General features: G+C 63.4%; 23 protein-coding genes. 16 read left to right on the top strand and 7 right to left on the bottom strand.

The window, feature by feature from the left end; translation table 11 throughout:
- The first annotated feature begins 6 nt into the window (after positions 1 to 6).
- The 8 genes from AC0V2Y_RS25640 (at position 7) to AC0V2Y_RS25605 (ending at position 8,373) form a co-directional block, all read left to right on the top strand.
- Complete coding sequence (locus AC0V2Y_RS25640) at positions 7 to 297, top strand: DUF4936 family protein (RefSeq protein WP_475414364.1); 291 nt, start codon at positions 7 to 9, stop codon at positions 295 to 297.
- On the top strand, positions 288 to 1,025 hold the full coding sequence (locus tag AC0V2Y_RS25635; protein ID WP_475414363.1) for an NRDE family protein: 738 nt from the start codon (positions 288 to 290) through the stop codon (positions 1,023 to 1,025). The genes AC0V2Y_RS25640 and AC0V2Y_RS25635 overlap by 10 nt, the downstream gene beginning before the upstream one ends.
- Positions 1,026 to 1,291: 266 nt before the next feature.
- Positions 1,292 to 2,293, top strand: a complete 1,002-nt coding sequence (locus tag AC0V2Y_RS25630) for a LacI family DNA-binding transcriptional regulator (protein ID WP_475414362.1) — start codon at positions 1,292 to 1,294, stop codon at positions 2,291 to 2,293.
- A gap of 31 nt (positions 2,294 to 2,324) precedes the next feature.
- Positions 2,325 to 3,809: a xylulokinase gene (gene xylB, locus AC0V2Y_RS25625; RefSeq protein ID WP_475414381.1), complete on the top strand. Its 1,485-nt coding sequence runs from the start codon at positions 2,325 to 2,327 to the stop codon at positions 3,807 to 3,809.
- A 2-nt stretch (positions 3,810 to 3,811) separates the two neighbouring features.
- Positions 3,812 to 4,762 (top strand): transaldolase, encoded by a 951-nt coding sequence (gene tal / locus AC0V2Y_RS25620; RefSeq protein WP_475414361.1) that lies wholly within the window; start codon positions 3,812 to 3,814, stop codon positions 4,760 to 4,762.
- 65 nt (positions 4,763 to 4,827) lie between these two features.
- Entirely contained in the window at positions 4,828 to 5,763 is a 936-nt protein-coding gene (locus AC0V2Y_RS25615) for an ABC transporter substrate-binding protein (protein WP_121669532.1), read from the top strand.
- Positions 5,764 to 5,838: 75 nt separating this feature from the next.
- Positions 5,839 to 7,338 carry a sugar ABC transporter ATP-binding protein gene (locus AC0V2Y_RS25610; RefSeq protein WP_475414360.1) on the top strand — a complete coding sequence of 500 codons (1,500 nt, stop codon included), beginning with the start codon at positions 5,839 to 5,841 and terminating at the stop codon, positions 7,336 to 7,338.
- Positions 7,339 to 7,362: 24 nt separating this feature from the next.
- Positions 7,363 to 8,373 carry an ABC transporter permease subunit gene (locus AC0V2Y_RS25605; protein WP_475414359.1) on the top strand — a complete coding sequence of 337 codons (1,011 nt, stop codon included), beginning with the start codon at positions 7,363 to 7,365 and terminating at the stop codon, positions 8,371 to 8,373.
- Positions 8,374 to 8,470: 97 nt separating this feature from the next.
- Here AC0V2Y_RS25605 and AC0V2Y_RS25600 read toward each other — a convergent pair whose 3' ends face one another.
- The 4 genes from AC0V2Y_RS25600 to AC0V2Y_RS25585 all read right to left on the bottom strand — a co-directional run bounded on the left by AC0V2Y_RS25600 (position 8,471) and on the right by AC0V2Y_RS25585 (position 11,660).
- On the bottom strand, positions 8,471 to 8,896 hold the full coding sequence (locus tag AC0V2Y_RS25600; protein WP_475414358.1) for a GNAT family N-acetyltransferase: 426 nt from the start codon (positions 8,894 to 8,896) through the stop codon (positions 8,471 to 8,473).
- Positions 8,897 to 8,956: 60 nt separating this feature from the next.
- The gene (locus AC0V2Y_RS25595) at positions 8,957 to 9,952 is read right to left on the bottom strand and encodes an NADP-dependent oxidoreductase (protein WP_475414357.1); all 996 of its coding nucleotides are present in this window, start codon (positions 9,950 to 9,952) and stop codon (positions 8,957 to 8,959) included.
- 100 nt (positions 9,953 to 10,052) lie between these two features.
- Complete coding sequence (locus AC0V2Y_RS25590) at positions 10,053 to 10,355, bottom strand: Dabb family protein (protein WP_475414356.1); 303 nt, start codon at positions 10,353 to 10,355, stop codon at positions 10,053 to 10,055.
- Positions 10,356 to 10,481: 126 nt separating this feature from the next.
- Positions 10,482 to 11,660, bottom strand: a complete 1,179-nt coding sequence (locus tag AC0V2Y_RS25585; protein ID WP_475414355.1) for an acetyl-CoA C-acyltransferase — start codon at positions 11,658 to 11,660, stop codon at positions 10,482 to 10,484.
- 232 nt (positions 11,661 to 11,892) lie between these two features.
- Here AC0V2Y_RS25585 and AC0V2Y_RS25580 point away from each other — a divergent pair, with 232 nt between their 5' ends.
- On the top strand, positions 11,893 to 13,593 hold the full coding sequence (locus AC0V2Y_RS25580; protein ID WP_475414354.1) for an MFS transporter: 1,701 nt from the start codon (positions 11,893 to 11,895) through the stop codon (positions 13,591 to 13,593).
- A 109-nt stretch (positions 13,594 to 13,702) separates the two neighbouring features.
- On the opposite strand, the gene AC0V2Y_RS25575 is transcribed toward AC0V2Y_RS25580, so the two are convergent.
- Both AC0V2Y_RS25575 and AC0V2Y_RS25570 read right to left on the bottom strand, forming a co-directional pair.
- Positions 13,703 to 13,906: a hypothetical protein gene (locus AC0V2Y_RS25575; protein ID WP_475414353.1), complete on the bottom strand. Its 204-nt coding sequence runs from the start codon at positions 13,904 to 13,906 to the stop codon at positions 13,703 to 13,705.
- A gap of 115 nt (positions 13,907 to 14,021) precedes the next feature.
- The gene (locus AC0V2Y_RS25570) at positions 14,022 to 14,975 is read right to left on the bottom strand and encodes a LysR family transcriptional regulator (RefSeq protein ID WP_475414352.1); all 954 of its coding nucleotides are present in this window, start codon (positions 14,973 to 14,975) and stop codon (positions 14,022 to 14,024) included.
- A gap of 111 nt (positions 14,976 to 15,086) precedes the next feature.
- Here AC0V2Y_RS25570 and AC0V2Y_RS25565 point away from each other — a divergent pair, with 111 nt between their 5' ends.
- From AC0V2Y_RS25565 to AC0V2Y_RS25555, 3 genes are all read left to right on the top strand, one after another.
- On the top strand, positions 15,087 to 15,326 hold the full coding sequence (locus AC0V2Y_RS25565; RefSeq protein ID WP_475414351.1) for a DUF2798 domain-containing protein: 240 nt from the start codon (positions 15,087 to 15,089) through the stop codon (positions 15,324 to 15,326).
- A gap of 101 nt (positions 15,327 to 15,427) precedes the next feature.
- Positions 15,428 to 15,826, top strand: coding sequence for a VOC family protein (locus AC0V2Y_RS25560; RefSeq protein ID WP_475414350.1), 399 nt, complete (start codon positions 15,428 to 15,430; stop codon positions 15,824 to 15,826).
- Between the two features lie 108 nt (positions 15,827 to 15,934).
- Positions 15,935 to 16,783, top strand: coding sequence for an alpha/beta fold hydrolase (locus AC0V2Y_RS25555; protein ID WP_475414349.1), 849 nt, complete (start codon positions 15,935 to 15,937; stop codon positions 16,781 to 16,783).
- Positions 16,784 to 16,928: 145 nt separating this feature from the next.
- Here AC0V2Y_RS25555 and AC0V2Y_RS25550 read toward each other — a convergent pair whose 3' ends face one another.
- The gene (locus AC0V2Y_RS25550; RefSeq protein WP_475414348.1) at positions 16,929 to 19,016 is read right to left on the bottom strand and encodes a 3-hydroxyacyl-CoA dehydrogenase NAD-binding domain-containing protein; all 2,088 of its coding nucleotides are present in this window, start codon (positions 19,014 to 19,016) and stop codon (positions 16,929 to 16,931) included.
- 618 nt (positions 19,017 to 19,634) lie between these two features.
- On the opposite strand from AC0V2Y_RS25550, the gene AC0V2Y_RS25545 reads away from it, so the two are divergent.
- From AC0V2Y_RS25545 to AC0V2Y_RS25530, 4 genes are read left to right on the top strand one after another with little or no spacing between them, the layout of a single operon-like run.
- Positions 19,635 to 21,635, top strand: coding sequence for a methyl-accepting chemotaxis protein (locus AC0V2Y_RS25545; protein ID WP_475414347.1), 2,001 nt, complete (start codon positions 19,635 to 19,637; stop codon positions 21,633 to 21,635).
- Positions 21,636 to 21,638: 3 nt separating this feature from the next.
- Positions 21,639 to 22,463: a CheR family methyltransferase gene (locus AC0V2Y_RS25540; RefSeq protein ID WP_475414346.1), complete on the top strand. Its 825-nt coding sequence runs from the start codon at positions 21,639 to 21,641 to the stop codon at positions 22,461 to 22,463.
- Positions 22,460 to 22,990 (top strand): chemotaxis protein CheD, encoded by a 531-nt coding sequence (locus tag AC0V2Y_RS25535; protein ID WP_475414345.1) that lies wholly within the window; start codon positions 22,460 to 22,462, stop codon positions 22,988 to 22,990. The genes AC0V2Y_RS25540 and AC0V2Y_RS25535 overlap by 4 nt, the downstream gene beginning before the upstream one ends.
- Entirely contained in the window at positions 22,977 to 24,512 is a 1,536-nt protein-coding gene (locus AC0V2Y_RS25530) for a chemotaxis protein CheW (protein WP_475414344.1), read from the top strand. The genes AC0V2Y_RS25535 and AC0V2Y_RS25530 overlap by 14 nt, the downstream gene beginning before the upstream one ends.
- The last annotated feature ends 6 nt before the right edge of the window (positions 24,513 to 24,518 follow it).

Raw genomic sequence — 24,518 nt, 5'->3', positions numbered from 1 at the left:
AATGCCATGAAAGATTTGTACATTTATTATCAGGTCAAGGAAGAGCACGCCCAGGCGCTGGAAGCCCGGGTGCGCGCCTTGCAGGCGAAACTGGCGGCCGCGTCCGGCGTGGCGCCGCAACTCAAGCGCCGCCCCGAGGCCAAGGATGGCTTGCAGACGTGGATGGAAATCTACCCCGTCGTCGGCGAAGGTTTTGCCGAACAACTGGCCGCGGCCGCCGACGAGGCGGGCTTGCTGTCCCTGACGGCAGGCGCGCGCCATACGGAAGTGTTCATGGATTTGCCCCCATGTGCCTGATCGTTTTTGCCTGGAAAGTCAATCCGCACATCCCGCTGATTGCCGCCGCCAACCGCGACGAATTCTATGAACGCGCCAGCGCCCCCGCCGGGGCCTGGCCGGAACACCCGCAAGTGTATGCAGGCCGCGACCTGCAGGCGGGCGGCAGCTGGATGGGCATCACCCAGGCCGGCAGCGGCAGCTCGCGCTTTGCCGCCATCACGAACATCCGCAGCCCGCAAGACCGCAATCCCGACGCTCCCTCGCGCGGCGCCCTGGTGGCCGACTACCTGGCGGGCAGCATGTCGCCGCAGGACTATATCGCGCAGATCCGCCCCGGATGCAAAGCCTACAACGGTTTCAACCTGGTGCTGGGCGACGCCACTACCCTGATCTGGTTTTCCAACCGGGGCGATGGCGATGCGCGCAATGGCCAACCCCTGGAACCGGGCATCTACGGCCTGTCGAACGCCCTGCTGGACGCGCCGTGGCCGAAGGTCCTGAAGACCAAGGCCCAGTTTGCCAGCCTGCTGTGCCAGGGCGCGCCCGACGAGGCCTACTTCGACATGCTGGCCGACACCACGCGCGCCCCGGACTTCCGCTTGCCCGACACGGGCGTGCCGCTCGACCTCGAGCGCGTGCTGTCCGCCGTCTGCATCGAAACGCCGGGCTACGGCACGCGCACGTCCACCGTCGTCAAACTGTTCGCGGATTCGCCCGGCGAACTGCATGAGCTGGTGATCCAGTAGGTCGGGTTAGCGCGCAAGCGCGTAAGCCGACACCACCACACCGGCATCACCGCCGTCCCCGCTGTCGGATTACGCGCGCCTCCGGCGCGCTAATCCGACCTACGCAAGCTTCCCCTATCCTCATCGAAAACCCACCCACCACCCATTCGCACAAAAAAGAAAGCGCTTGCGCAAGCGCTTTCTTTTGTTTACGATAGATTCCAACGCGGCGACACAGCCGCACACTATCGCAGCACACAATAAGAATAAAACCATCAGGAGACACCATGGCCACCATGGAAGATGTAGCGCGCGCGGCGGACGTATCGCTGTCGACCGTTTCGCACGTACTCAACGGCACCCGCAAGGTCAGTCCGAAAACCGTCGCCGCCGTCAACGCGGCCATGCAGCAGATCGGCTATGTGCCGAACATGCTGGCGCGCGCACTGGCCGGTTCCTCGTCGGGCACCATCGGCGTGGCCATTTCCGCCTTCACCAATCATTACTTCAGCGAAACCGTGCGCGCCATCGAGGCGGCTTGCACGCGCCACGGCTTGATGATGCTGTTTTCCGATACGCATGACGATCCCGAACAGGAACTCAAGGTGGTGCAGAACTTGCACCAGCGCCGGGTCGACGGCATCGTGCTGGCGCCCTCGGGCGACGCGCACAACCGCACGCTCGACTACTTGACCAGCAACAAGATCGCTTCCGTGCTGGTCGACCGCATGTCGCCGCAGCCGTTCGACCAGGTGGGCGTGGAAAACATCGAGGCGACGGCAGAACTGGTCAGCCATCTGATCGCGGCCCACGGCCACCGCCGCATCGGCTTCATCAGCGGCGCGCCCGGCCTGTCGACGACGCACGAGCGTATCGAAGGCTACCGCCTGGCCCTGCAGCGCGCCGATATCGCCTTCGACCCGGACCTGCTGCGCTCGGGCGACTCCAACCTGGAGCGCAGCGGCGCGGCCACGCGGGAACTGCTTGCGCTGCCGCAGCGTCCGACGGCCATCGTGGCCGGGAATAACCTGATGACCATCGGCACCATGCACGCCTTGCGCGACGCCCACATTGCGGTGCCGCAAGACGTGGCGCTGGCCGGCTTCGATGATTTCGACTGGGCCGATTACTTCAGCCCCCGCCTGACCGTGATGGCGCAGCCGCTCGAAGAGCTGGGCGCCATGGCCGTCGACCTGCTGATCGACCGTATCGCCAACCCGGGCCGCGCCCAGCACGTGCAGCGTTTGTCGCCGACCTTGCGCGTGCGCAATTCCTGCGGCTGCCCCTGACCTTTCACCATAAATCAACATGCATCCAGCGATTTCCCTCGGTATCGACCTCGGTACCTCCGAACTGAAAACCGTGCTGATGGACGGCACCGGCGCCGTGCGCGGCCAGGCCTCCGTGCGCATCGATACCAGCCGCCCGCAGCCGGGCTGGTCCGAACAGTCGCCGCAGGACTGGTGGGCCGCCTGCGTCAACGCCCTGGCGCAGCTGCGCGCCGGCTGGCCACAGGACTATGCGCAGATCGCCTGCATCGGCCTGTCCGGCCAGATGCATGGCGCCGTGCTGCTCGATAGTCACGATAACGTGATCCGCCCCGCCATCCTGTGGAACGATGCGCGCGCCGAAGCCGAAGCGGCCAGCCTGGCGCGCGACTATCCCGCCTACGCGGACGTGACGGGCAGCCTGCCCATGGCGGGCCTGACGGCGCCAAAACTGCTGTGGCTGCAAACGCACGAGCCTGACGCCTTTACCGCCATCGCCTGCCTGCTGTCGCCGAAAGACTATCTGCGCCTGCGCTTGACGGGGATCAAGCTGACGGACATGTCCGACGCGGCCGGCACCCTGTGGCTGGACGAGGCCGCTCGCGCCTGGTACGCCCCCATGCTGGCCGCCTGCGGTTTGCGTGCGGAACAGATGCCGGCGCTGGCCGAAGGCGACGCGGCCACGGGCACCGTGCCGGCCGCCATCGCCGACAAGCTGGGCTTGCCCATGGACGTGGTGGTGGCGGGCGGCGGCGGAGATAATCCCGTCTCGGCCGTGGGCATCGGTGCCGTCAACGGCGGCGACAGTTTCATTTCGCTGGGCACCAGCGCCGCCATCGTCAGTGTGACCGAAGCGCCCCTGGGCAACCCTGCCGGCGGCGTGCACAGCTTTTGCCACGCCCTGCCCGGCCGCTGGTATGCGATGGGCGCGATCCTGTCGGGCGCCAGCTGCCTGCGCTGGGCCACTGGCGTGCTGGGCCAGCCCGACGAGGCAGCCCTGCTGGCCCTGGTGGAAAGCGCCCTGCCGCTCGACGCGCCCATCGCGCCATCCGCCCCCCTGTTCCTGCCCTACCTGTCGGGCGAGCGCACGCCGCACAACGACCCGCAGGTGCGCGGCGCCTTCCTGCAGCTGGGCCACGACAGCACGCCGGCGCAGCTCGGCTACGCCGTGCTCGAAGGCGTGGCGTTTGCCTTGCGCGACGCCATGGCAGCCGTCACCTCGACGGGTGCCGTCGTGCCGCACTGCATGCTGGTGGGCGGCGGCGCGCGCAGCCAGTACTGGGCGCAGCTGCTGGCCAATGTGCTGGGACGCGAAATGCGCACCTTGCACAACAGCGAGCTGTCGGCCAGCCTCGGTGCGGCCAAGCTGGGCTTTGCCGCCATCGGCGACGCCAGCCTGCTGACGCAGGGCTTGCCTATCAAAAATACTTTCCTGCCCGATGCCGCGCACAGCGCAGCCTTGAGCATCCGCTACGGCCGCTACCGTAGCCTGTTTCCCGCCGTGCAAGCCCTGCACCAACTCAGTGATAAGGAATAGCAATGAATCAGCTGCAACAATTGAAGCAAACCAGCACCGTCGTCGCCGACACGGGCGACTTTTTGCAACTGGCCCGTTTCGCGCCGCAAGACGCCACCACCAACCCGTCGCTGATCTTGAAGGCCGTGCTGCAGCCCGATTACGCGCCCTTGCTGGAAAGCACAGTTGCCGCGCACAAAACCGCGTCGCTGGACGATATCGTCGACCAGGTGCTGGTGCGTTTCGGCCTGGAAATCCTGAAAGTGGTGCCGGGCCGCGTGTCGACGGAAGTCGATGCCCGTTTGAGCTTTGACCGCGACGCCACCGTGGCCCGCGGACGCCGCCTGATCGCGCTGTACGAGCAAGCCGGCATTGGCCGCGAGCGCGTGCTGATCAAGGTCGCCGCCACCTGGGAAGGCATCCAGGCCGCGCGCGAGCTGGAAAAAGACGGCATCTTTTGCAACCTGACCCTGCTGTTCGCGTTTTGCCAGGCCGTCGCCTGCGCCGACGCGAAGGTGCGCCTGATTTCGCCGTTCGTGGGCCGCATCTACGACTGGCATAAAAAATCGCTGGGCGCGGCATGGGACGAAGCGGCGCGCAGCCTGTCCAACGATCCGGGCGTGCAATCGGTCACGCGCATCTTTAATTACTACAAGCAACATGGCATCGCCACGCAAGTGATGGGCGCCAGCTTCCGCAATGTGGGGCAGATCACGGCCCTGTCCGGCTGCGACTTGCTGACCATCAGCCCGGATCTGCTGGCGAAACTCGAAGCGCTTGACGCCCCGTTCGAGCGCGCGCTGGGCGCCGACCTGGGCGCGGCGCAGCCGGCCGTCACGTATGACGAAGCCGCCTTCCGCTACGCCCTGAACGACGATGCGATGGCCACCGAGAAGCTGGCCGAAGGCATCCGCGGCTTTGCCGTCGATGCGGGCAAGCTGGATGCCATGATCGAGAAATTGCGCAGCCAGTAAGTTTGCACCCAGTTTTTTACCCGTAGCACCGTTTGTTTTTACAATAAAAACCCTTGGAGATCCTCATGAAAAAAGTCATTACCGCCACCCTGCTGCTGTCCGCCGCCTGCGGCGCCTTCGCCGCCGACAAACCGCTGAAATCCATCGGCGTGAGCGTGGGCGACCTGGCCAACCCGTTTTTTGTCGCCATCGGCCGCGGCGCGGAAGAAAGCGCGAAAAAGCTGGGCGGGCCCGGCGTGAAAGTCACGACTGTTTCCAGCAAGTATGACCTGAACACCCAGGTGGACCAGATCGAGAACTTTATCGCCAACAAGACCGACATCATCATCCTGAACGCCGTCGACTCGAAGGGCATCGCCCCGGCCATCAAGAAAGCGCGCAATGCGGGCGTGGTCGTGATCGCCGTCGACGTAGGCGCCGTCGGCGCTTCGGCCACCGTGATGTCCGACAACACCATGGCCGGCGACGTCTCGTGCGCCTACCTGGCCAAGCAGATCGGCGGCAAGGGCAATGTGGTGATCCTCAACGGTCCGCCCGTCACGTCCGTGATCGACCGCGTCAACGGCTGCAAGAAGACCCTGGCCGCCTTCAAGGACATAAAAATCCTGTCCGACAACCAGAACGCGGGCGGCAGCCGCGACGGCGGCATGACCGTGATGTCGAACCTGCTGACGGCCCATCCGAAGATCGACGGCGTGTTCGCCATCAACGATCCGACCGGCATCGGCGCCGAACTGGCGATCAAGCAATCGAAGCGCACGGACGTCAAACTGATCACGGCCGTCGATGGCGCGCCCGATGGCCAAAACGCCCTGAAAAACAAGGCCGGCCTGTTTGCCGCCACCTCGGCGCAAAACCCGTACCGCATGGCCACCGATGCCGTGCAGATGGGCTACGACATCATGAACGGCCGCACGCCGAAACAGACCATGGTGCTGTTGCCGACCCCGGCCATCACCAAGGAAAACGTCGCCACCTACACCGGCTGGGTAAAGAACTGATCTGCCTGACCTGAACCACGTGGCGCCGCCGGCCAGTTCGCGGGCGGCGCCAGTTTCACCAGCAAGGATATTCCCATGAGCGACGATATTATTTTTGAAATGCGCGGCATCGAGAAGCGCTTCGGCGCCACGCGCGCGCTGCGCGGCGTGCACCTGACGGTGCGCAGCGGCGAAATCCATGCCGTGATGGGCGAAAACGGCGCCGGCAAGAGCACCCTGATGAAGATCCTGTCGGGCGTGTACACGCCGGACGCCGGTGAAATCATTCTCGACGGCAAGCCAATTCGCATCCGCAACCCGGGCGAGGCCCGCGCGCTGGGCATCAATCTGATCTACCAGGAACTGAGCGTGGCCAAGAACATGACGGTGGCGCAGAACGTCTTCATGGGCAGCGAACCGCAAGGACCGTTCTGGACAGTCAAGGGCGGCGAGATGCGCGCGCGCACGAACGCCATCCTGGCCGACCTCGGTTCCCGTTTCGATGCGGACACCATGGTATCGAGCCTGTCGATCGCCGAGCAGCAGCAGGTGGAAATCGCCCGCGCCCTCGTGCACGAAAGCCGCATCCTGATCATGGACGAGCCCACTGCCGCCCTGTCCGACCGGGAAACCGAACAATTGTTCCGCATCATCGAAGAACAGCGCGACAAGGGCCTGGCCGTGCTCTACATCAGCCATCGCATGGCCGAGGTGGAACGCCTGGCGCGCCGCATCACGGTGCTGCGCGACGGCGCCTATGTGGGCGAACTGGGCAAGGATGAGCTGGATCAAAAGAAAGTCGTGCAAATGATGGTGGGCCGCCCCGCCGACGACTTCTATTCGCACCAGCGCCGCAGCACGCGGGGCGCCGAGCGCCTGCGCGTGGAAAACGTGGGCGGCGGCAAGGTCAAGCCCGCCTCGTTCGCCCTGCATGCGGGCGAAGTGACGGGACTTGCCGGCCTCGTCGGCGCGGGCCGCACGGAACTGGCGCGCCTGATCTTTGGCGCCGACAGGAAGCAATCGGGGCAAGTGTGGCTCGACGGCCAGGAAGTGCACATCCAGCGGCCGCTGGCGGCCATCCGCCATGGCATCGGCTATTTGCCGGAAGACCGCAAGAGCCTGGGCTTGTTCATGCAATTATCGGCCATGGAAAACATGTCGATGAATATCCTGTCCAAGCATGCGACGGCTGGCGTGGTCAACCGTGGCGCCCTGACGCAGCTCACGCGCGAGGCGATTGCCAACCTGAACGTCAAGGTCTCGGGCCCGGAAGGCATCGTGGGGGGACTCTCCGGCGGCAACCAGCAGAAAGTCCTGCTGGCGCGCTGGCTGGCCATCGCCCCGAAAGTCCTCATCCTCGACGAACCGACGCGGGGCGTGGACGTGGGCGCAAAGAGCGAAATTTACAAGATCATCCACCAGCTGGCAGATGCGGGCACGGCCGTGCTGTGCATTTCCAGCGAACTGGCCGAGCTGGTCGGCATCTGCGACCGCGTGATGGTGATGTGCGAAGGACGCCTGACGGGCGAAGTGACGGGCGACGATATCACGCAGGAAAACATCCTTGCTTACGCTACCCAACTGGAAGCGGCATAAGAATAATCATTCAGGAGATAGACCATGACAACGAGTACCACCCGCGGCGCCCCGCGCGCCGCCGAACCCTTCAATGCCTCGAACCTGATGCGCCGCCTGGGCATGCTGCCCGTGCTGGTCGTGCTGTACCTGGCCATGTACGGCCTGACCGTGTATTTCTCGGCCGACGGCACGTCGACCTTCATGACCAGCAACAACACCATGAACATCTTCCGCCAGGTGTCGATCAATATCGTGCTGGCCTCCGGCATGACCTTCGTCATTCTGACCAGCGGCATCGACCTGTCCGTCGGCTCCGTGCTGGCCGTCTCGGCCGTGGCAGGCATGCTGATGTCCTTATCGGCCCAGTTCGCCGGCTTCTCGATCCCCACCTTCCTCATCGTCGGCCTGCTGCTGGGCGCACTGAACGGCGTGCTCGTCGCCCTCGTCGGCCTCAATCCGTTCGTCGTGACCCTGGGCACCATGACGGCCCTGCGCGGCGCGGCCTATTTGCTGGCCGACGGCACCAGCGTGCTGAACACGGAAATCCCCAGCTTCGAATGGATGGGCAACGGCAGCTTCCTGGCCGTGCCCTGGCTGATCTGGCTGGCCGCCGCCGTCGTCTTGCTGACCTGGTTTATTTTGCGCAAGACCACCCTGGGCCTGCATATCTACGCCGTGGGCGGCAATATCCAGGCGGCACGTTTGACGGGCATCAAGGTCGGTCTCGTGCTGATGTTTGTCTACACCATCAGCGGCCTGTTCGCGGGCCTGGGCGGCGCCATGTCGGCCAGCCGCCTGTACGCGGCCAACGGCAACTGGGGTACCGGTTATGAACTGGACGCCATCGCGGCCGTCGTGCTCGGCGGCACGAGCCTGATGGGCGGCGTCGGTTCCGTGTGGGGCACCGTCATCGGCGCCCTGATCATCGGCGTGATGAACAACGGCTTGACGATCCTGGGATTGTCGTCGTTCTGGCAGTATGTGGCCAAGGGTGTCGTGATCGTGCTGGCCGTGATCCTGGACAAATGGCGTCAGTCGCACGCGCAGAACTGATGGTGCTGGTGGTGTCGGGTTACGCGCTTTGCGCTAACCCGACCTGCCATAGCCGGCGTAGGTCGGATTAGGCCGCAGGCCGTAATCCGACAACATCCTAGAACGCCAGCCGCATCTCCACATGCGCAATCCCCGCCTCTTCAAACACCTCCCCCTGCTGCACGAAACCGTGGCGCGCATAGAATGGCGCGGCCACGGTCTGCGCGTTCAGCACCACCGCCAGGTCGCCGCGTTCGCGCGCCTTGTCCATCAGCAAGGTCAAAATGGCGCCGCCCACGCCCGTGCCGCGGCCCGCCTGGCGCACGGCCATGCGGCCGATGTGGCCGTCCGGCAATAGCCGGCCCGTGCCGACGGCGTTGCCCGCGTCGTCATAGGCGACGGCGTGCAGGCAGACGGCGTCCATGTCGTCGAGTTCGATCTCGGCCGGCACTTTCTGTTCATCGACGAAGACTTCAAAACGGATGGCGGTGGCATGGGGGCCGAGGGTGGCCCAGTCGCCGAGGCGGATGGTGTGCTTGGTCATGGTGTAATGAAGAAAAAGACAGGCCGTTATTGTCGCACGGCCCGCCTTTCCAGACAGAGATCAGCCGAGCTTGACCAGCTGCTTGCCGAAGTTACGGCCTTTCAACAGGCCGATGAAGGCTTCCGGCGCGTTGGCCAGGCCCTCGGCCACGGATTCGCGGAATTTCAGCTTGCCCGTCGCCACCAGGGTACCCAGTTCCGCCAGGCCTTGCGGCCAGAATTCCGGCTGCTCCGAGACGATGAAACCGCGCACGGTCAGGCGGTTGGTGAGGATGAAGCGCGCATTGTCGAGCGGCGTCGGCTCGCCGTTGTAACCGGCGATCCAGCCGCACACGGCCACGCGGCCAAACGCGTTGGTGCGGGCCAGGGCCGCGTCGAACACGGCGCCGCCCACGTTTTCAAAGATGGCGTCGATGCCGTCCGGCGTGGCCGCCACCAGGTCGGCCGCCAGATTGCCCGCCTTGTAGTCGACGCAGGCATCGAAACCCAGCTCATCGACGACATACGCGCATTTCTCCGCCCCGCCCGCGATGCCGACGACCCTGCAACCCTTGAGTTTCGCCAGCTGGCCCACGACGCTGCCGACGGCGCCGCTGGCGGCCGACACGACCACCGTTTCGCCCGCTTTCGGCGCCATGATTTCGTTCAAGCCATACCAGGCCGTCATGCCCGGCATGCCGACGGCGCCCAGGTAGGCGGACGCGGGGATGTGCGTCGTATCGACCTTGCGCAGCATGGTGCCGTCCGATACGGCCACTTCCGTCCAGCCCAGTGTCCCCACCACCATGTCGCCTGCGGCGAACTTCGGATGCCTCGATTCCAGCACCACGCCCACCGTGCCGCCTATCATGGTTTCATCGAGCGCCTGCGGCGCCGCATAGCTTTTATTCGTGCTCATGCGCCCGCGCATGTAGGGATCGAGCGACAGGAACTGGTTGCGCACCAGCAGCTGGCCATCCGTGATGGCGGGAATTTCCTTGATTTCCAGGCGGAAGTTATCCGGCTGCACTTCTCCCGTGGGGCGCGAGGCGAGGACGATGCGTTGGTAGGTGGTCATGAATGCTCCTTGTTGGACGAACAATCTAAACCCCAGAGCAAATACCGGGGTCAGACCCTGAGGGTCTGACCCCAGCCCTTCGTTTGGGGTTAACGGGTTTTCACACTTCGTAATCCATACATTGTCTGGCTTCCCGCACCGCCCCAAAAAACGGCTTGATCTTCACGTGCTCGGGATGGTTCTGGTAGGCATCGAGCGCTGCGCGGCTGGCAAACTCGCTGTACAGCACGATGTCGTAGGTGGCTTCCAGGCCCGGCTGGGCCACGGCGGCCTCGAATGTCACGATGCCGGGCACTAGATCCGAACAGGAATCGAGCAGGGCTTTCAGTTTCAGGGCATTCGTGGCGCGGTCGGCGCCTTCGGCGTGGTCTTTGAGTTTCCAGAAAACGATGTGCTTGATCATGGTGGCAGGCTGGTTGTTTATTAATGAAGCATTACTGTAACCGCTATCGGCGTGCCTTGCAGAAAGTGAGCTGCAAAAGAAAACGGGCGGCCCTGGAAGCCGCCCGCGGACTGGGTTGTATCTACATCACAGCACTTCGAACAGACCGGCCGCGCCCTGGCCGCCGCCGATGCACATCGTTACCACCACATATTTGACGCCGCGGCGCTTGCCTTCGATCAAGGCGTGGCCCGTCAGACGCGCGCCCGACACGCCGTACGGGTGGCCGACGGCAATCGCGCCACCGTTCACGTTCAGGCGGTCCATGGGGATGCCCAGGGTGTCGGCGCAATACAGCACTTGCACGGCGAACGCTTCATTGAGTTCCCACAGGCCGATGTCGGCCACCGTCAAGCCCGCCTTTTTCAGCAGTTTCGGAATGGCAAACACGGGGCCGATGCCCATTTCATCGGGTTCGCAGCCGGCCACGGCAAAGCCGCGGAAGATGCCCAGCGGTTGCAAGCCTTTCGCTTCGGCCACCTTCGCGTTCATGACGATGGCCATAGCCGCGCCGTCGGAGAACTGGCTGGCGTTGCCGGCGCTGATGACGCCGCCCGGAATGGCCGGGCGGATCTTCGCCACGCCGTCGTAGGTCGTGTCCGCGCGGATGCCTTCGTCGCTGGAAATCGTCACTTCGCGCGACACCAGCATGCCGCTGGCCTTGTCGGCCACGCCCATGATGGTGGTCATCGGCACGATTTCCGCATCGAACAGGCCGGCGGCCTGGGCCGCGGCGGCGCGCTGCTGGCTTTGCGCGCCATACACATCCTGGCGCTCGCGCGAGATCTGGTAGCGCTTGGCCACGGTTTCCGCCGTCTGCAGCATGGGCCAGTACACTTCCGGCTTGTGCTGCTGCAGCCAGACCTCGCGGTACATATGCGTATTCATTTCATTTTGCACGCAGGAAATCGACTCCACCCCGCCCGCCGCATAGATATCGCCTTCACCGGCGATGATGCGCTGCGCCGCCAGGGCGATCGCCTGCAAGCCCGAGGAACAGAAGCGGTTGACGGTCATGCCCGCCGTGGTGACGGGGCAACCGCCGCGCAAGGCCACCTGGCGCGCGATATTGCCGCCCGTGGCGCCCTCGGGGAAAGCGCAGCCGACCAGCACGTCTTCCACTTCCTCCGCCTCGATGCGCGCCCGCTCGACGGCGGCCGCCAGCACATGGCCGCCCAGGGTGGCGCCATGCGTCATGTTGAACGCGCCCTTCCAGGACTTGGCCAGGCCCGTGCGGGCGGTCGATACGATGACGGCTTCATTCATGCTGTGTCTCCTTGTGGGAATGTTATGTGGTCAATGATGGTAGCTTGTAAGCAGAATAGCACATTTAAGTACGGTCGTTCGCAAAATTCGGATGGCCGGCAATTTGTAAGCTTGGTGTAAGTTTCAAGCAAGCATGACGTAAGGTTCGGAGAACACACTCGCCCCAAGCTGTTGCAAGAATGGTCAAAAAGACCTCGGCACCAGTTCACTATAAAACATAGGGAGACAAACCATGGCATCATCATCCGGCCCGGCCGACGTACGGAAAATTTCCACCAAGGGTACGCCGATCACGCCCGAGGAACGCAAGGTCATCTTTGCGTCCTCCTTGGGCACCGTTTTTGAATGGTACGATTTTTACCTGTACGGTTCGCTAGCATCCATCATCGCCAAGCAATTCTTCATCGGCGACCCCACCACCACCTTCATTTTCGCGCTGCTGGCCTTTGCCGCCGGCTTCATCGTGCGTCCGTTCGGCGCGCTGGTCTTCGGCCGCCTGGGCGACATGATCGGCCGCAAGTACACCTTCCTGATCACGATTCTGATCATGGGCGGCTCCACCTTCATCGTCGGCTTGCTGCCGGGCCATGCGTCCATCGGCATCGCCGCGCCGATCATCCTCGTCATCCTGCGCATCCTGCAAGGCCTGGCGCTGGGCGGCGAATACGGCGGCGCAGCCACCTACGTGGCAGAGCACGCCCCTGAAGGCAAGCGCGGCGCGTTCACGGCGTGGATACAGACGACGGCAACCTTGGGCTTCTTCCTGTCGCTGATGGTCATCCTGGGCACCCGCCTGGCGACCGGCGAGAAGGATTTCGAGGCCTGGGGCTGGCGCATTCCCTTCCTGGTCTCCGTGATCCTGCTGGGTATTTCCGTGTGGATCCGCCTGGCCATGAATGAATCGCCGGCGTTTGCCAAGATGAAGGCCGAGGGCAAGACTTCGAAAGCCCCGCTGACGGAAGCGTTCGGCAAGTGGAAAAACCTGAAGATCGTCATCCTGGCCCTGATCGGCCTGACCGCCGGCCAGGCCGTCGTCTGGTACACGGGCCAGTTCTATGCCCTGTTCTTCATGATCCAGACCCTGAAAGTGGACCTGGCCACGGCCAACGTGCTCGTCGCCATCGCCCTGCTGCTGGCCACGCCATTCTTCCTGTTCTTCGGCAGCCTGTCCGACCGCATCGGCCGCAAGTACATCATCCTCGGCGGCTGCCTGATCGCCGCGGCCACCTATTTCCCGATCTTCAACGGCCTGACCCACTTCGCCAATCCCCAGCTGGAAGCGGCACTGAAGAACTCGCCAGTGGTGGTGGTCGCCGATCCTGCTTCCTGCCACTTCCAGTTCAACATGACGGGCACGAAGAAATTCCCATCGTCGTGCGACATCGCCACGGGCTTCCTGTCGAACAGCTCGGTGAACTACACGAAGGAAGACGCACCGGCCGGCTCAATCGCCAAGGTACGCATCGGCACGAAGGAATTCACGTCGTTTAACGCCGTCATGACGGCCGATGGCCTGAACTTCGATGCGGAAAGCAAGGCCCACGAAGCGGCGCTGAAGAAAGAACTGGGTGCCGGCATCAAGGAAGCGGGCTACCCTGCGAAAGCCGATCCGGACCAGATCAACAAGCCGATGGTGGTCTTGCTGCTGTTCATCCTGGTGCTGTACGTGACCATGGTGTATGGCCCGATCGCCGCCATGCTGGTGGAAATGTTCCCGACGCGTATCCGTTACACCTCGATGTCGCTGCCCTACCATATCGGTAACGGCTGGTTCGGCGGCTTGCTGCCGACCACGGCCTTCGCGCTGGTGGCCTTCAAGGGCGACATTTATTACGGCCTGTGGTATCCGATCGTCGTCGCTCTGGCGACTGTCGTGATCGGCACCCTGTTCGTCAAGGAAACCAAGGACAACAATATCTACGCCGACGATTGATCCGTTGCAAGCCCTGGCCGCAAGGCCGGGGCCCGCAAAGCAAAACGCCGCTGACTGGTCAGCGGCGTTTGTTTTTTAAGCAGCGTATGCGGCGCAGGCGGCGGCAGGCTTATTTGTCGCTCTTGCCCTTTTTTACCTGGTCGCGCTGCTGCACGTATTCCTGGTAGCTGGTCTGGTTGCGCTTGCGGCAGGCATTGCGGTCGTCGAAATTGTTCAGGCTATTGCAGTACTCGCCGATCTTGTCCCGGTTCGCGTCATACAGTACTTCGCAGCCGGTCATCGCCAGCAAGAAGGGAACGATCAGATATTTCATTGCTACTCTCATGGATAGGGACGGATTGCGCGAAAAAACACCAGATTGCCCGCCGGATAAGCGTGCAGCTTTATCTTAACGCGATCCTGGCGAAAAGTACAAGCGCTCGGTATTACTAAATAGAAAGGATTCCCGGCGCGCCGCGCGCCAGTGCAGCCACCTCATCGGCACCGGCACCCTCATTCAACAGCGGATTGGCCGCCGCAAACGCCGCCAGGTGCTCGAGCAGCACGCGCACGCGGGCCGGCAGGTAGCGCCGCTGCGTCCACACGGCATAGACGTGGCGCGGCTGCGGCATCCAGTCGGGCAGCACGCGCACCAGCGAACCGCGCGCCACCTCGTCGCGGCACTGCAAAAGCGGGCACAGCAGGATGCCGATGCCCGCGTCGGCCATTTCCACGGCCAGGCGCATTTCATTGACGCGCAGGCGCGCCTGCGGTTCGATCAGCATTTCGGCGCCGTCGCCGGGCCGCCGCAAGCGCCAGCTGCGCAGCGGTTCGGCCACGATCAGCTCGTGCTTTTCCAGTTCCTGCAAGTCGCGCGGCACGCCGGCGCGCGCCAGGTAGCCGGGCGCGGCCACCATCACCAGTGCGGCGCTGCCCAGACGGCGCTGCATCAGCGAAGAATCGTCGAGCGCGCCCACGCGGATGGCCAGGTCGGCGCCGCTGCCCACCAGGTCTTGCAGCAAATTCGACAGTTCCAGCTCCAGGCGGATGTCCGGGTATTTCTGCATGAAACTGACCCAGGCGGGCGTCAGCAAGCCGCTGGCGAAGTTGACGGGCGCCAGCACGCGGATGCTGCCCGAGACGGCCGACAGGCTGGCGTCGAGCTGCTGCGTCGCCTGCCGCAAGGCGTGGACCAGGGGACGGCACTGCTCGTAGTATTGCCAGCCTTCCGCCGTCGGCTGCAGGCGGCGCGCGCTGCGGTTCAGCAAACGGTAGCCCAGCTGGCTTTCCAGCTTCTGCAGCCGGCGCGTGACGGTGGCGGCGGGCAAGTCTTCCTTGACGGCGGCCGCATGCAGGCTGCCCGCCTCCACGATGGCGACAAACAGGGCTAGGTCATCGAGCATGATTCGTCAAGCATGATTGCATTTTCGGAATTTGAAATTAAAAATATGGCTCTAGTATAGATTGCTGCAAGTCGTTACGCTGCCATATCCTTCATTTTTCGAAAGTGCCCCATGTCCGATGCCCTGCGTTTGCGCTGCGTATTTGCCTTCCTGATGTCGCTGGTCATGACCCTGCTGATGAGCGCCTGGGTCACCTGGCTCAATATCGGCCTGCAGGCGGACTTCCTGCCCCGCTGGCGCCATGCCTTCCTGGCCGCCTGGCCCGTGGCCTTCTGCGCCGTGATGCTGTTCGCGCCCCGCGTGCAGCTGATGAGCCGCGGCATCGTGGCGCGCCTCGCCAGCCGCCCTTAACCGGCAGTCGGCCGCCGCCGGTGTCACTCGGTCACTCCCGCCCACGGCCGCCCTGATCCGGGCTATGCTATGGCCGTCCTTGTTTTTACAGCGGAGTGCCCATGCTCGATCACGTCTCCCTCACCGTCAGCGACCTGGAACGCGCCGAGCGCTTCTACGACGCCATCTTCGCCGCGCTGGACGTGCCCAAGGTGGGCAGCGACCATGCCAACGCCTGGATAGGCTATGGCCAGCGCAGCGATGCGGAGCACCCCGAACGCAGCTATTTTTCCGTGCGCCTGGGCCCGCACCCCGACGACGCGCCGCGCCGCCACTGCTGCTTCAAGGCCCCCTCGCGCGCGGCCGTGGAAGCGTTCTGGCACGCGGGCCTGGCGCATGGCGGCATCGACCTGGGCGCGCCCGGCCTGCGCCACTACCACGCCAGCTATTACGCGGCCTTTCTGTTCGATCCGGACGGCAACCGCATCGAAGCCGTCTGCCACCAGGCCGACGCCGGCTGACAGGCGGGGAAATCCGCTTCTGTTCGGCATTTCCACTTCTATATGGTTTTGCCTATAATGGCTGGCACGCCATACTGGTCCCCGGTCCCCGCATCAAGAAGGAGATTCATGCATCATCTATTCGTCGGCCGCCCCGCGCGCACCATGCTCCTCTCCAGCGCCGGCTTGCTGCTGGCAGGCTGTTTTTCCGGCTGCTCCCTGTTGCCATCGACCCCGGCCACGCCAGGCGTGCCGGCCACGGCCGCCCTGCCCGACGCCAGCATCGCGTATACCCTGAGCGGCCAGGGCGGATTGCCCGTCGTGTTCCAGTCGGCCATGGGCGACGGCAAGGATGTATGGGCCAAGGTGGTGCCCGAAGTGGCCCGGCAGCACCGCGTGCTCGTCTACGACCGTCCCGGCTACGGCGACAGCCAGAAGACCACCACGCCGCGCGATCCCTGCACCATCGCCGCCCAGCAGCGCGCCCTGCTGGCGCAGGCGGGCCTGAAGCCGCCGTATGTGCTGGTGGGCCACGGCTTGGGCGGACTGTACCAGTATGTGTATGCCAGGCTGTACCCGCAGGACGTGGCCGGCCTGGTCCTGCTCGACCCCACGCACCCGCAGCAGTGGAACCGCCTGCAGACGGACGCGTCCACCTACGCCATGCTCGTGAAGACGCGGCGCAAACTCATGTTCAACAGTACGGAATCGACCGAATTCGATGCCCAGACGCAATGCCTGCAGCACGTCGACATGAACAGCCCGCTGCGCGTGCCCGCCATGCTGCTGGTGCGCGACAAGTTCGGCATCGAGGAAATGGGCTCGTTCGAGAACGTCGTGCGGGCGCAGGAAAAGGATTGGCAGCGCCTGTCCGGCGCGCCGGCCATCGAGCGCATCACGGGCGCCGGCTACTACATCCAGAAAGACAACCCCGTCATCGTCAACGAGGCGGTCAAGATGGTGGCGAAGAAGAAGTAAACATACTTGCTGGCGTCCGTGGCGGCGTCGGATTACGCGGCGTGCCGCCGCTAATCCGACCTACGCCGACTTACTCAGTAGGTCGGATTAGCGTGGCGAAGCCGCGCGTAATCCGACAACAGCGGGCGTCAACGGTAGCGCCGTTTTAGCTATTGAAACCCTTGCCCTCGCCCGCCAGTTTCACCAGCAGGGGCGCCGGCGTCCACGCTTCGCCGTGGCGGCCTTTCGCGTAGCCATTGATCGTATCGAGCACGTTCGGCAAGCCCACCGTGTCCGCGTAGAACATCGGGCCGCCGCGGAACAGGGGGAAGCCGTAGCCCGTCAAATACACCATGTCGATATCCGAGGCGCGCAGGGCGATGCCCTCTTCCAGGATGCGCGCGCCTTCGTTGACCAGCGCATACACGAGGCGTTCGACGATTTCCTGGTCGCTGATCTTGCGCCGCGCCACGCCGATGTCGGCGCAATGCTGAACGATCATCGCGTTGACCTGTTCCGACGGATACGCCTTGCGGTCGCCCGCCTTGTAGTCATACCAGCCGGCGCCCGTCTTCTGGCCGTAGCGTCCCAGTTCGCACAGCAGGTCGGCCGTCTTCGAATACGTGACGTCCGGCTTTTCCACGTAGCGGCGCTTGCGGATGGCCCAGCCGATGTCGTTGCCGGCCAGGTCGCCCATACGGAACGGCCCCATGGCAAAACCGAACTTCTCGACGGCCTTGTCGACCTGCTCCGGCAAGCAGCCTTCCTCCAGCAGGAAACCGGCTTGGCGGCTGTACTGCTCGATCATGCGGTTGCCGATGAAACCGTCGCACACGCCCGAGACGACACCCGTCTTCTTCAGCTTTTTCGACAGCGCCAGCGCCGTGGCCAGCACGTCCTTGCCCGTTTCCTTGCCGCGAACGATTTCCAGCAGTTTCATGACGTTCGCGGGGCTGAAGAAATGCGTGCCGATCACGTCTTGCGGACGCTGCGTGAACGCGGCGATCTTATCCAGGTCTAAAGTGGACGTGTTCGAGGCGAGGATGGCGCCTGGCTTCATGACGGCGTCGAGCTGTTTGAACACGGTTTCCTTCACGCCCAGCTCTTCGAAGACGGCTTCGATGACGATGTCCGCCTGCGCGATGTCGGCATACGCCAACGTGCCGCTGACCAGCGCGATGCGCTGCTCGGCCTTCTCTTGCGTCAGCTTGCCCTTCTTCACCGTATTTTCGTAATTCTTGCGGATGGTGGCCAAGCCCTTGTCCAGCGCTTCCTGCTTCGTTTCCAGCAGCAGCACGGGGATGCCCGCGTTGGCGAAATTCATGGCGATGCCGCCGCCCATGGTGCCGGCGCCCACGATGGCCGCCTTGGCGATCGCGCGCACGGGCGTGTCGGACGGCACGTCGGGCACCTTGCTGGCGACCCTTTCGGCAAAGAAGGCGTGGCGCAGGGCTTTCGATTCCGGCGACTGCACCAGCTGCATGAACAACTCGCGCTCGTACTTCAAGCCGTCGTCGAATTTCATCGTCACGGCGGCCGCCACGGCGTCGACGCATTTCAGCGGCGCAGGGAACGGGCCGGACATGGCTTTGACGGTATTGCGCGAAAACTGCAGGAACGCTTCATGGTTCGGGTAATCGACCTTGCGCTCGCGCACTTTCGGCAGCGGGCGCACGTCGGCTATCTTCGTCGAGAAGGCCACGGCGGCGGCCAGCAAGTCGGCGCCGGGAGCGATGACTTCATCGAACAGGGCCGTGCCAGCCAGTTTTTCGGACGCGACGGGCGTGCCCGAGACGATCATGTTGAGGGCCATTTCCAGGCCCAGCACCCTGGGCAGGCGCTGCGTGCCGCCCGCGCCCGGCAAGATGCCCAGCTTGACTTCAGGCAAGGCCATCTGCGCGCCGGGCGCGGCCACGCGGTAGCTGCAGCCCAGCGCCAGCTCCAGGCCGCCGCCCATGCAGACGCTGTGGATGGCTGCCACGACGGGCTTGGTCGACTGTTCGACGACGTTGATCAAGGTGTGCAGGGTCGGTTCCGTGAGCGCCTTGGGCGAATTGAATTCCTTGATATCGGCGCCGCCGGAGAATGCCTTGCCGGCGCCCGTGATGACGATGGCTTTGACGGCCTCATCCGCCAGCGCCTGGCGGATGCCGGCCACGGCGGCCGTGCGCGTCGCCAGGCCCAGGCCATTGACGGGCGGATTGGCCAGGGTAATGACGGCAACGGCGCCGTTCACTTGATATTCAGCACTCATGTCTCTTCCTTATTGGTTTTGCTCAACGTATGAGGTGGTTGCAAGGGATGAAGCTTCACTATACCGCATAAAAGAACGCTCGTATTATTTTTGTCGCGTGCGCGCGGCCGCCAGCATGGTACGCCATGGTACAACATCGTTTGCGGAAAGATTCTGCTGCAAGCAGCAGGCTGCGGTAGAAGCTATCACTTGGATATTCATTTAAATAATAAAACAGCAATATTAATAACGGCGTTTTATTCTGCGAAAGAAGGCATTTTTTATATGCCGGCATGAGCCAATTGCGACAATTCTTACATTATTTATTCCCGCCCCTTGTTTTTCGCCGGACGCTGGGGAATAATAAAATTATTGATTCAAATCAATACTCTACAATTTATCGACTATAAGGCAAACCGCAGGGTAAACACTGGCGGCCGTTCGTCACGCACATTCTCACCGATTATCACCAGAGGCCGGCCGCTGCAATAACATCCCTGTCCGATATAAATAGCAGAAAAAATAATAACAGCAGCCTATCGCTCCCATTCCTCTTCTCACCCCGAAGGAAATACTATGGACGCAGCCAGCCATGTCAGCCACTCCCAGGATCTGGACTTACAAGCGATAAATACTGCATTGAACCGTGTCCAGGCCGTCATCGAATTCGAACTCGACGGCACCATCCTGCATGCGAATGACAATTTCCTGCGCGTCGTCGGCTATACCCTGGCCGAAGTGCAAGGCAAGCACCATGCCATCTTCTGCGACCCCGAGTATGTGAAAACGGCCGAATACGCCGACTTCTGGGCCAAGCTGGGACGCGGCGAGTTCGACCATGGCGAGTACAAGCGCCGCGCCAAGGATGGGCGCGAAGTGTGGATCAACGCGTCCTACAACCCCATCCTCGACGCGGACGGCAAGCCGTATAAAGTCATCAAGTTTGCCACCGACATCACGGCCAGCAAGCGCCGCAACGCCGATTACGAAGGCAAGATCGACGCCATCAGCAAGGCCCAGGCCGTAATCGAGTTCCGGCTCGACGGCACCATCCTCGACGCCAACGACAATTTCCTCAAGTCCGTCGGCTACACGCTCGACGAGATCAAGGGCAAGCACCACCGCATGTTTTGCCTGCCCGAGTACGCCAAGAGCGAGGAATACGCGCAGTTCTGGCAGAAGCTGGGACAAGGCCAGTTCGACTCGGGCGAATACAAGCGCGTCACCAAGGACGGCCGCGAAATCTGGCTCAATGCCTCGTACAACCCCATTTTCGACGCGGAAGGCCGGCCCTTCAAGGTGGTCAAGTTCGCCAGCGACGTGACGGCCCTGAAAAAGCGCAATGCCGAATACGAAGGCAAGGTCAGCGCCATCGGCAAGGCGCAGGCCGTGATCGAATTCGACATGCAGGGCAATGTACTGGACGCGAACGACAATTTCCTCGCCGTCATGGACTACGACTTGAGCGATATCCAGGGCGAGCACCACCGCATGTTCTGCGAACCCGAGTATGCCAGCAGCGCCGAGTACAAGAAATTCTGGCAAAAGCTCAACCGGGGCGAATTCGACGCGGGCCGCTACAAGCGCCTGGGCAACCATGGCAAGGTGGTCTGGATACAGGCGACCTACAATCCCATCCTGGACCTGAACGGCAAGCCGTATAAAGTGGTCAAGTTCGCCATCGACATCACGGACCAGGTGAACCTGGAAAACAGCATCCAGGCCAAGGCCGCCAACGACAGCCGCAAGGTCGACGCCCTGCTCGGCTCGGTGGCGCGCGCGGCGCAAGGCGACCTGACCTGCAATATCGTGCCCGAAGGCGACGAGCCGATCGACCTGCTGGCCGGCGGCATCAGCAAGATGATCGTCGACTTGCGCGGCGTGATCGGCAACGTGGTGTCGGCGGCGAACGGCTTTGCCGACGCCTCGCACACGATCGCGGAACGGGCCACGGGCGTGGCCGTGGGCACGCAGGCCCTGGGCGCGACGGTGGAAGAAATGAACGCTTCCATCGACGGCTTGACGTTTTCCATCAATTCCATTGCGGAAAACACCTCGAACGCCGACTTCCTGGCAAAAGCCACGCAGCAGGAAGCGGAAGCGGGCGCGCGCGCCGTCGCCAAGTCGATCGAGGCGATGGACCTGATCAACCGCTCGTCGGAAGACATCGGCGAAATCGTCAAGGTCATCAGCGAGATCGCCAACCAGACGAATATGCTGGCCTTCAATGCGGCCATCGAGGCGGCGCGCGCGGGCGAGCACGGCCTGGGCTTTTCCGTCGTCGCCGACGAGGTGCGCAAGCTGGCCGAGCGTTCCTCGCAAGCCACCAAGGAAATCTCCAAGCTGATCAACGAATCCGTCAAGCGCGTCTCGACGGGCAGCGAGATTTCGCGCCAGGCCAGCGATGCCTTCGACAAGATCGTCTCGGGCGTGGCCAAGACCACGCTGGCCATTTCCGATATCTCGAAGGCGGCCAACGAGCAACTGCTGACGGCGCGCGAAGTGTCGACGGCGATCCAGTACATCGCCGAGGAAACGGAAAAGTCGGCCGCCAACTGCGACAGCATCGCCCGTTCGACGGATGGCTTGAACGAGCGCGCGGGCAGCCTGAACCAGACTGTCTCCGGCTTCGTGGTGTAGGCCATGAGCCACGCGGCCACCTTGACGCCCGAAGTGCTGACGAACCTGATCGCGCTGGTGCGCCAGCATACGGGCATCGCCATGACCGCGCGCAAGAGTGTCTTGCTGGAACGGCGCTTGCAGCCACGGCTGCGGGCGCTGTCCCTGCACAGCTACCAGGCTTATCTGGACCGGGTGGCCAGCGACCGCGACGAGGTGGCCCATTTCATCGACCTGGTGACCACCAACGATACCCTGTTCTTCCGCACGCCGCAGGTCTGGGATTACTTCCGCGACCGCTACCTGCCCGCCTGGGCGCGCGCCCATCCCGATGGCTGCCTGAGCATCTGGTCGGCCGCGGCCGCCAGCGGCGAGGAGCTGTATTCGATCGCCATGCTGTGCGAGCAATTCAGGCTGCAAACGCCCGCTTTCCGCTACCAGATCCTGGCCAGCGACATTTCGCGGCAGATCCTCGGTGCGGCGCGGGCCGGCCAGTACAGCGGGCGCTCCGTCGAACGCATCCGGTTGTCGCACCCGGACTTGCTGCGCAGATATTTCACACCCTCGCCGTATGGCGTCAAGGTCAACGAAGAGCTGCGGCAACACGTGAGCTTTGCCCAGCATAACTTGCTCGAAGCACTGCGCCCGGCGCGGCAGTTCGACCTCGTGTTCCTGCGCAATGTACTGATTTATTTCGATGCCGAGCACCAGGAAACCGTGCTGCGCCAGGCGCGCCTGAGCCTCAAGGATGAGGGCAGGCTGATCCTGGGCGAGTCGGAAACCATCGCCCGCCTCGGCACCGGCTATCAATTCGAATTTCCCATGATTTACAAGGCGGGTAGCGCATGAGCATCATCATCGAACATGGCCTGCCGCCGCACCATGTTGGTATGGGGCAACTTAGCGTGGGCACGCATGGCGAGCAGCTGCAAGCGCTGCTCGGCTCCTGCATCGGCATCGGCTTCATCTGGAAGAATGGCCCCTGCTGCGGCCTGGCCCACTGCCTGCTGCCGGAGGCGCCCGGGGCCGAGCATGCCCTTGGCGCGCGTTATGTCAGCCAGGCTGTGCCCTCGCTGCTGCGCCTGATGGGCGTGCGCCAGTCCGATTACGCCGATATCGAGGTGGTGCTGGCGGGCGGCGCCAGCATGTTCGGCCCCGCCCACGTCCATGGTCGCCTGCAGGTGGGCCGGCAAAACGCGGAAGCGGCGCAAAAATACCTGCACCAGTGCGGCTTGCACGTCAGTTTTTGCGCGCTGGGCGGGCGCCACGGGCGCCAGCTGCTGATCGATTGCGCCCGGCACAGCTACGCCGTCACCGATGTGGTGGCGCCACCCGAATTGATTCCACGCAAGGAAGGCGCATATGGATATGCATGAAGCGACGGGTTTGCAGGCGCAGGGCGCAAGCGACACGGCCACCGAACTGTTCGGTTCATTCCACCTGGGCGACGATGAGTTCGCCCTGCCCGCCAGCTGCATCCGCGAAGTCGTCAATTATCCCGCGAAAGTCACGGCCCTGCCCTTGTCGCCCGCCTATCTGGAAGGCATGTTCACCTTGCGCGGCAGCGTCATTCCGGTGGTCAACCTGGGCCGCTTGTTCCGCGCCGATGCGCCGCGCGCCGTCGCCACCGACAAGATCGCCATCCTCGATTTCCAGCAAGTGCTGATCGGCATCGTCTTCCAGGATACGGGCGAAATCCTGCGCGTGCCCGCCAGCGCGCGCAGCGCCCTGCAATATGCGGCCGGCGACAGCCACGCCGTCATCGCCGGCACGATTTTGCTCGACGGCGGCGCGCGCCTGCTGCAGATACTCGACCCGCACGCCCTGCTGCGCATCGAAAACGTGCCCCATGTGCTGGCCCTGCAGGCGACGGGCGCCAAGCTGAGCACGGCTCGCTACCATACGCAAAGCGAACGCCGCCAGTGTGTCAGCTTCCATGCGGCCGGCGCCACGTTCGCCTTCGAAATGCTGGCCATCCAGGAAATCATCAAGGTGCCGGAACTGCACAGCTCCCTGCTGAATAGCGCGCTGTGCCTTGGCCGCATGCATTTTCGCGGCAACCAGGTGGCCGTCGTCGACTTCGGCACCCTGCTGCAAGCGGCAGGGTCCGGCACGGCGGCCAAGGAAACCACGCCGGACCAGCGCGTCATCGTCGTGCGCCTGAATGATACGACCGTGGGCTTCCTCGTCGACTCCGTCGACAGCATCGTGCATTTCTTTGGCGACGAAGTGCTGCCGATTCCCCTGCTGAGCAAGGCGCGCGCCGCCATGTTTGCAGGCTGCATCACGAAAGAGGGCCTGGGCGACATCATTTTCCTCGACCACAAAGAAATCCTGTCGCAAGCGGAGATCGTCGAGATGCGCGACGGCCACGCGCGCCTGTACCCGGTCGATACGGAAACGGCCGGCGCCGCCACGCACAAGGCGCAGCGCCGCGTCTACATCACATTTACGGTGGAAACCCGCTTCGCCGTGGAAATCGGGCAAGTGCGCGAAATCATCGATTTCAGCCACGCCATCACGACGCCGCCGGGCATGCCGCCCTGCATGCGCGGCATGCTCAACTTGCGCCAGCAAATGATCAGCATCATCGACTTGCGCCAGCTGTACGCGATGCCGCCCTTGCCGGACGCCAGCAGCGGCAAGATCTTGATCGTGGAACGGGGTGCCGAGCGCTATGGCTTCCTCGTCGACCACGTCGACAACATCATGACCATTTCCGACAGCCAGCGCTTTGCGGCGCCGCAAATCATCCGCACGGGCGCGCACGACGACTTGCGCAGCGAAATGGATGAAATGATCGACATCGGCACGGATGCGCAGCGCCAGACCCTGTCCGTCTTCCAGTGCGATCATCTGCTGGAAAAACTGGAGACGGCGCTGCCGCAAGCGGCCTAGCTTGCC

This window comes from Janthinobacterium sp. BHSEK (assembly GCF_056174685.1).
The sequence above is the reverse complement of the archived record's forward strand: the minus strand, read 5'-3'. Positions and strand labels throughout refer to the sequence as shown.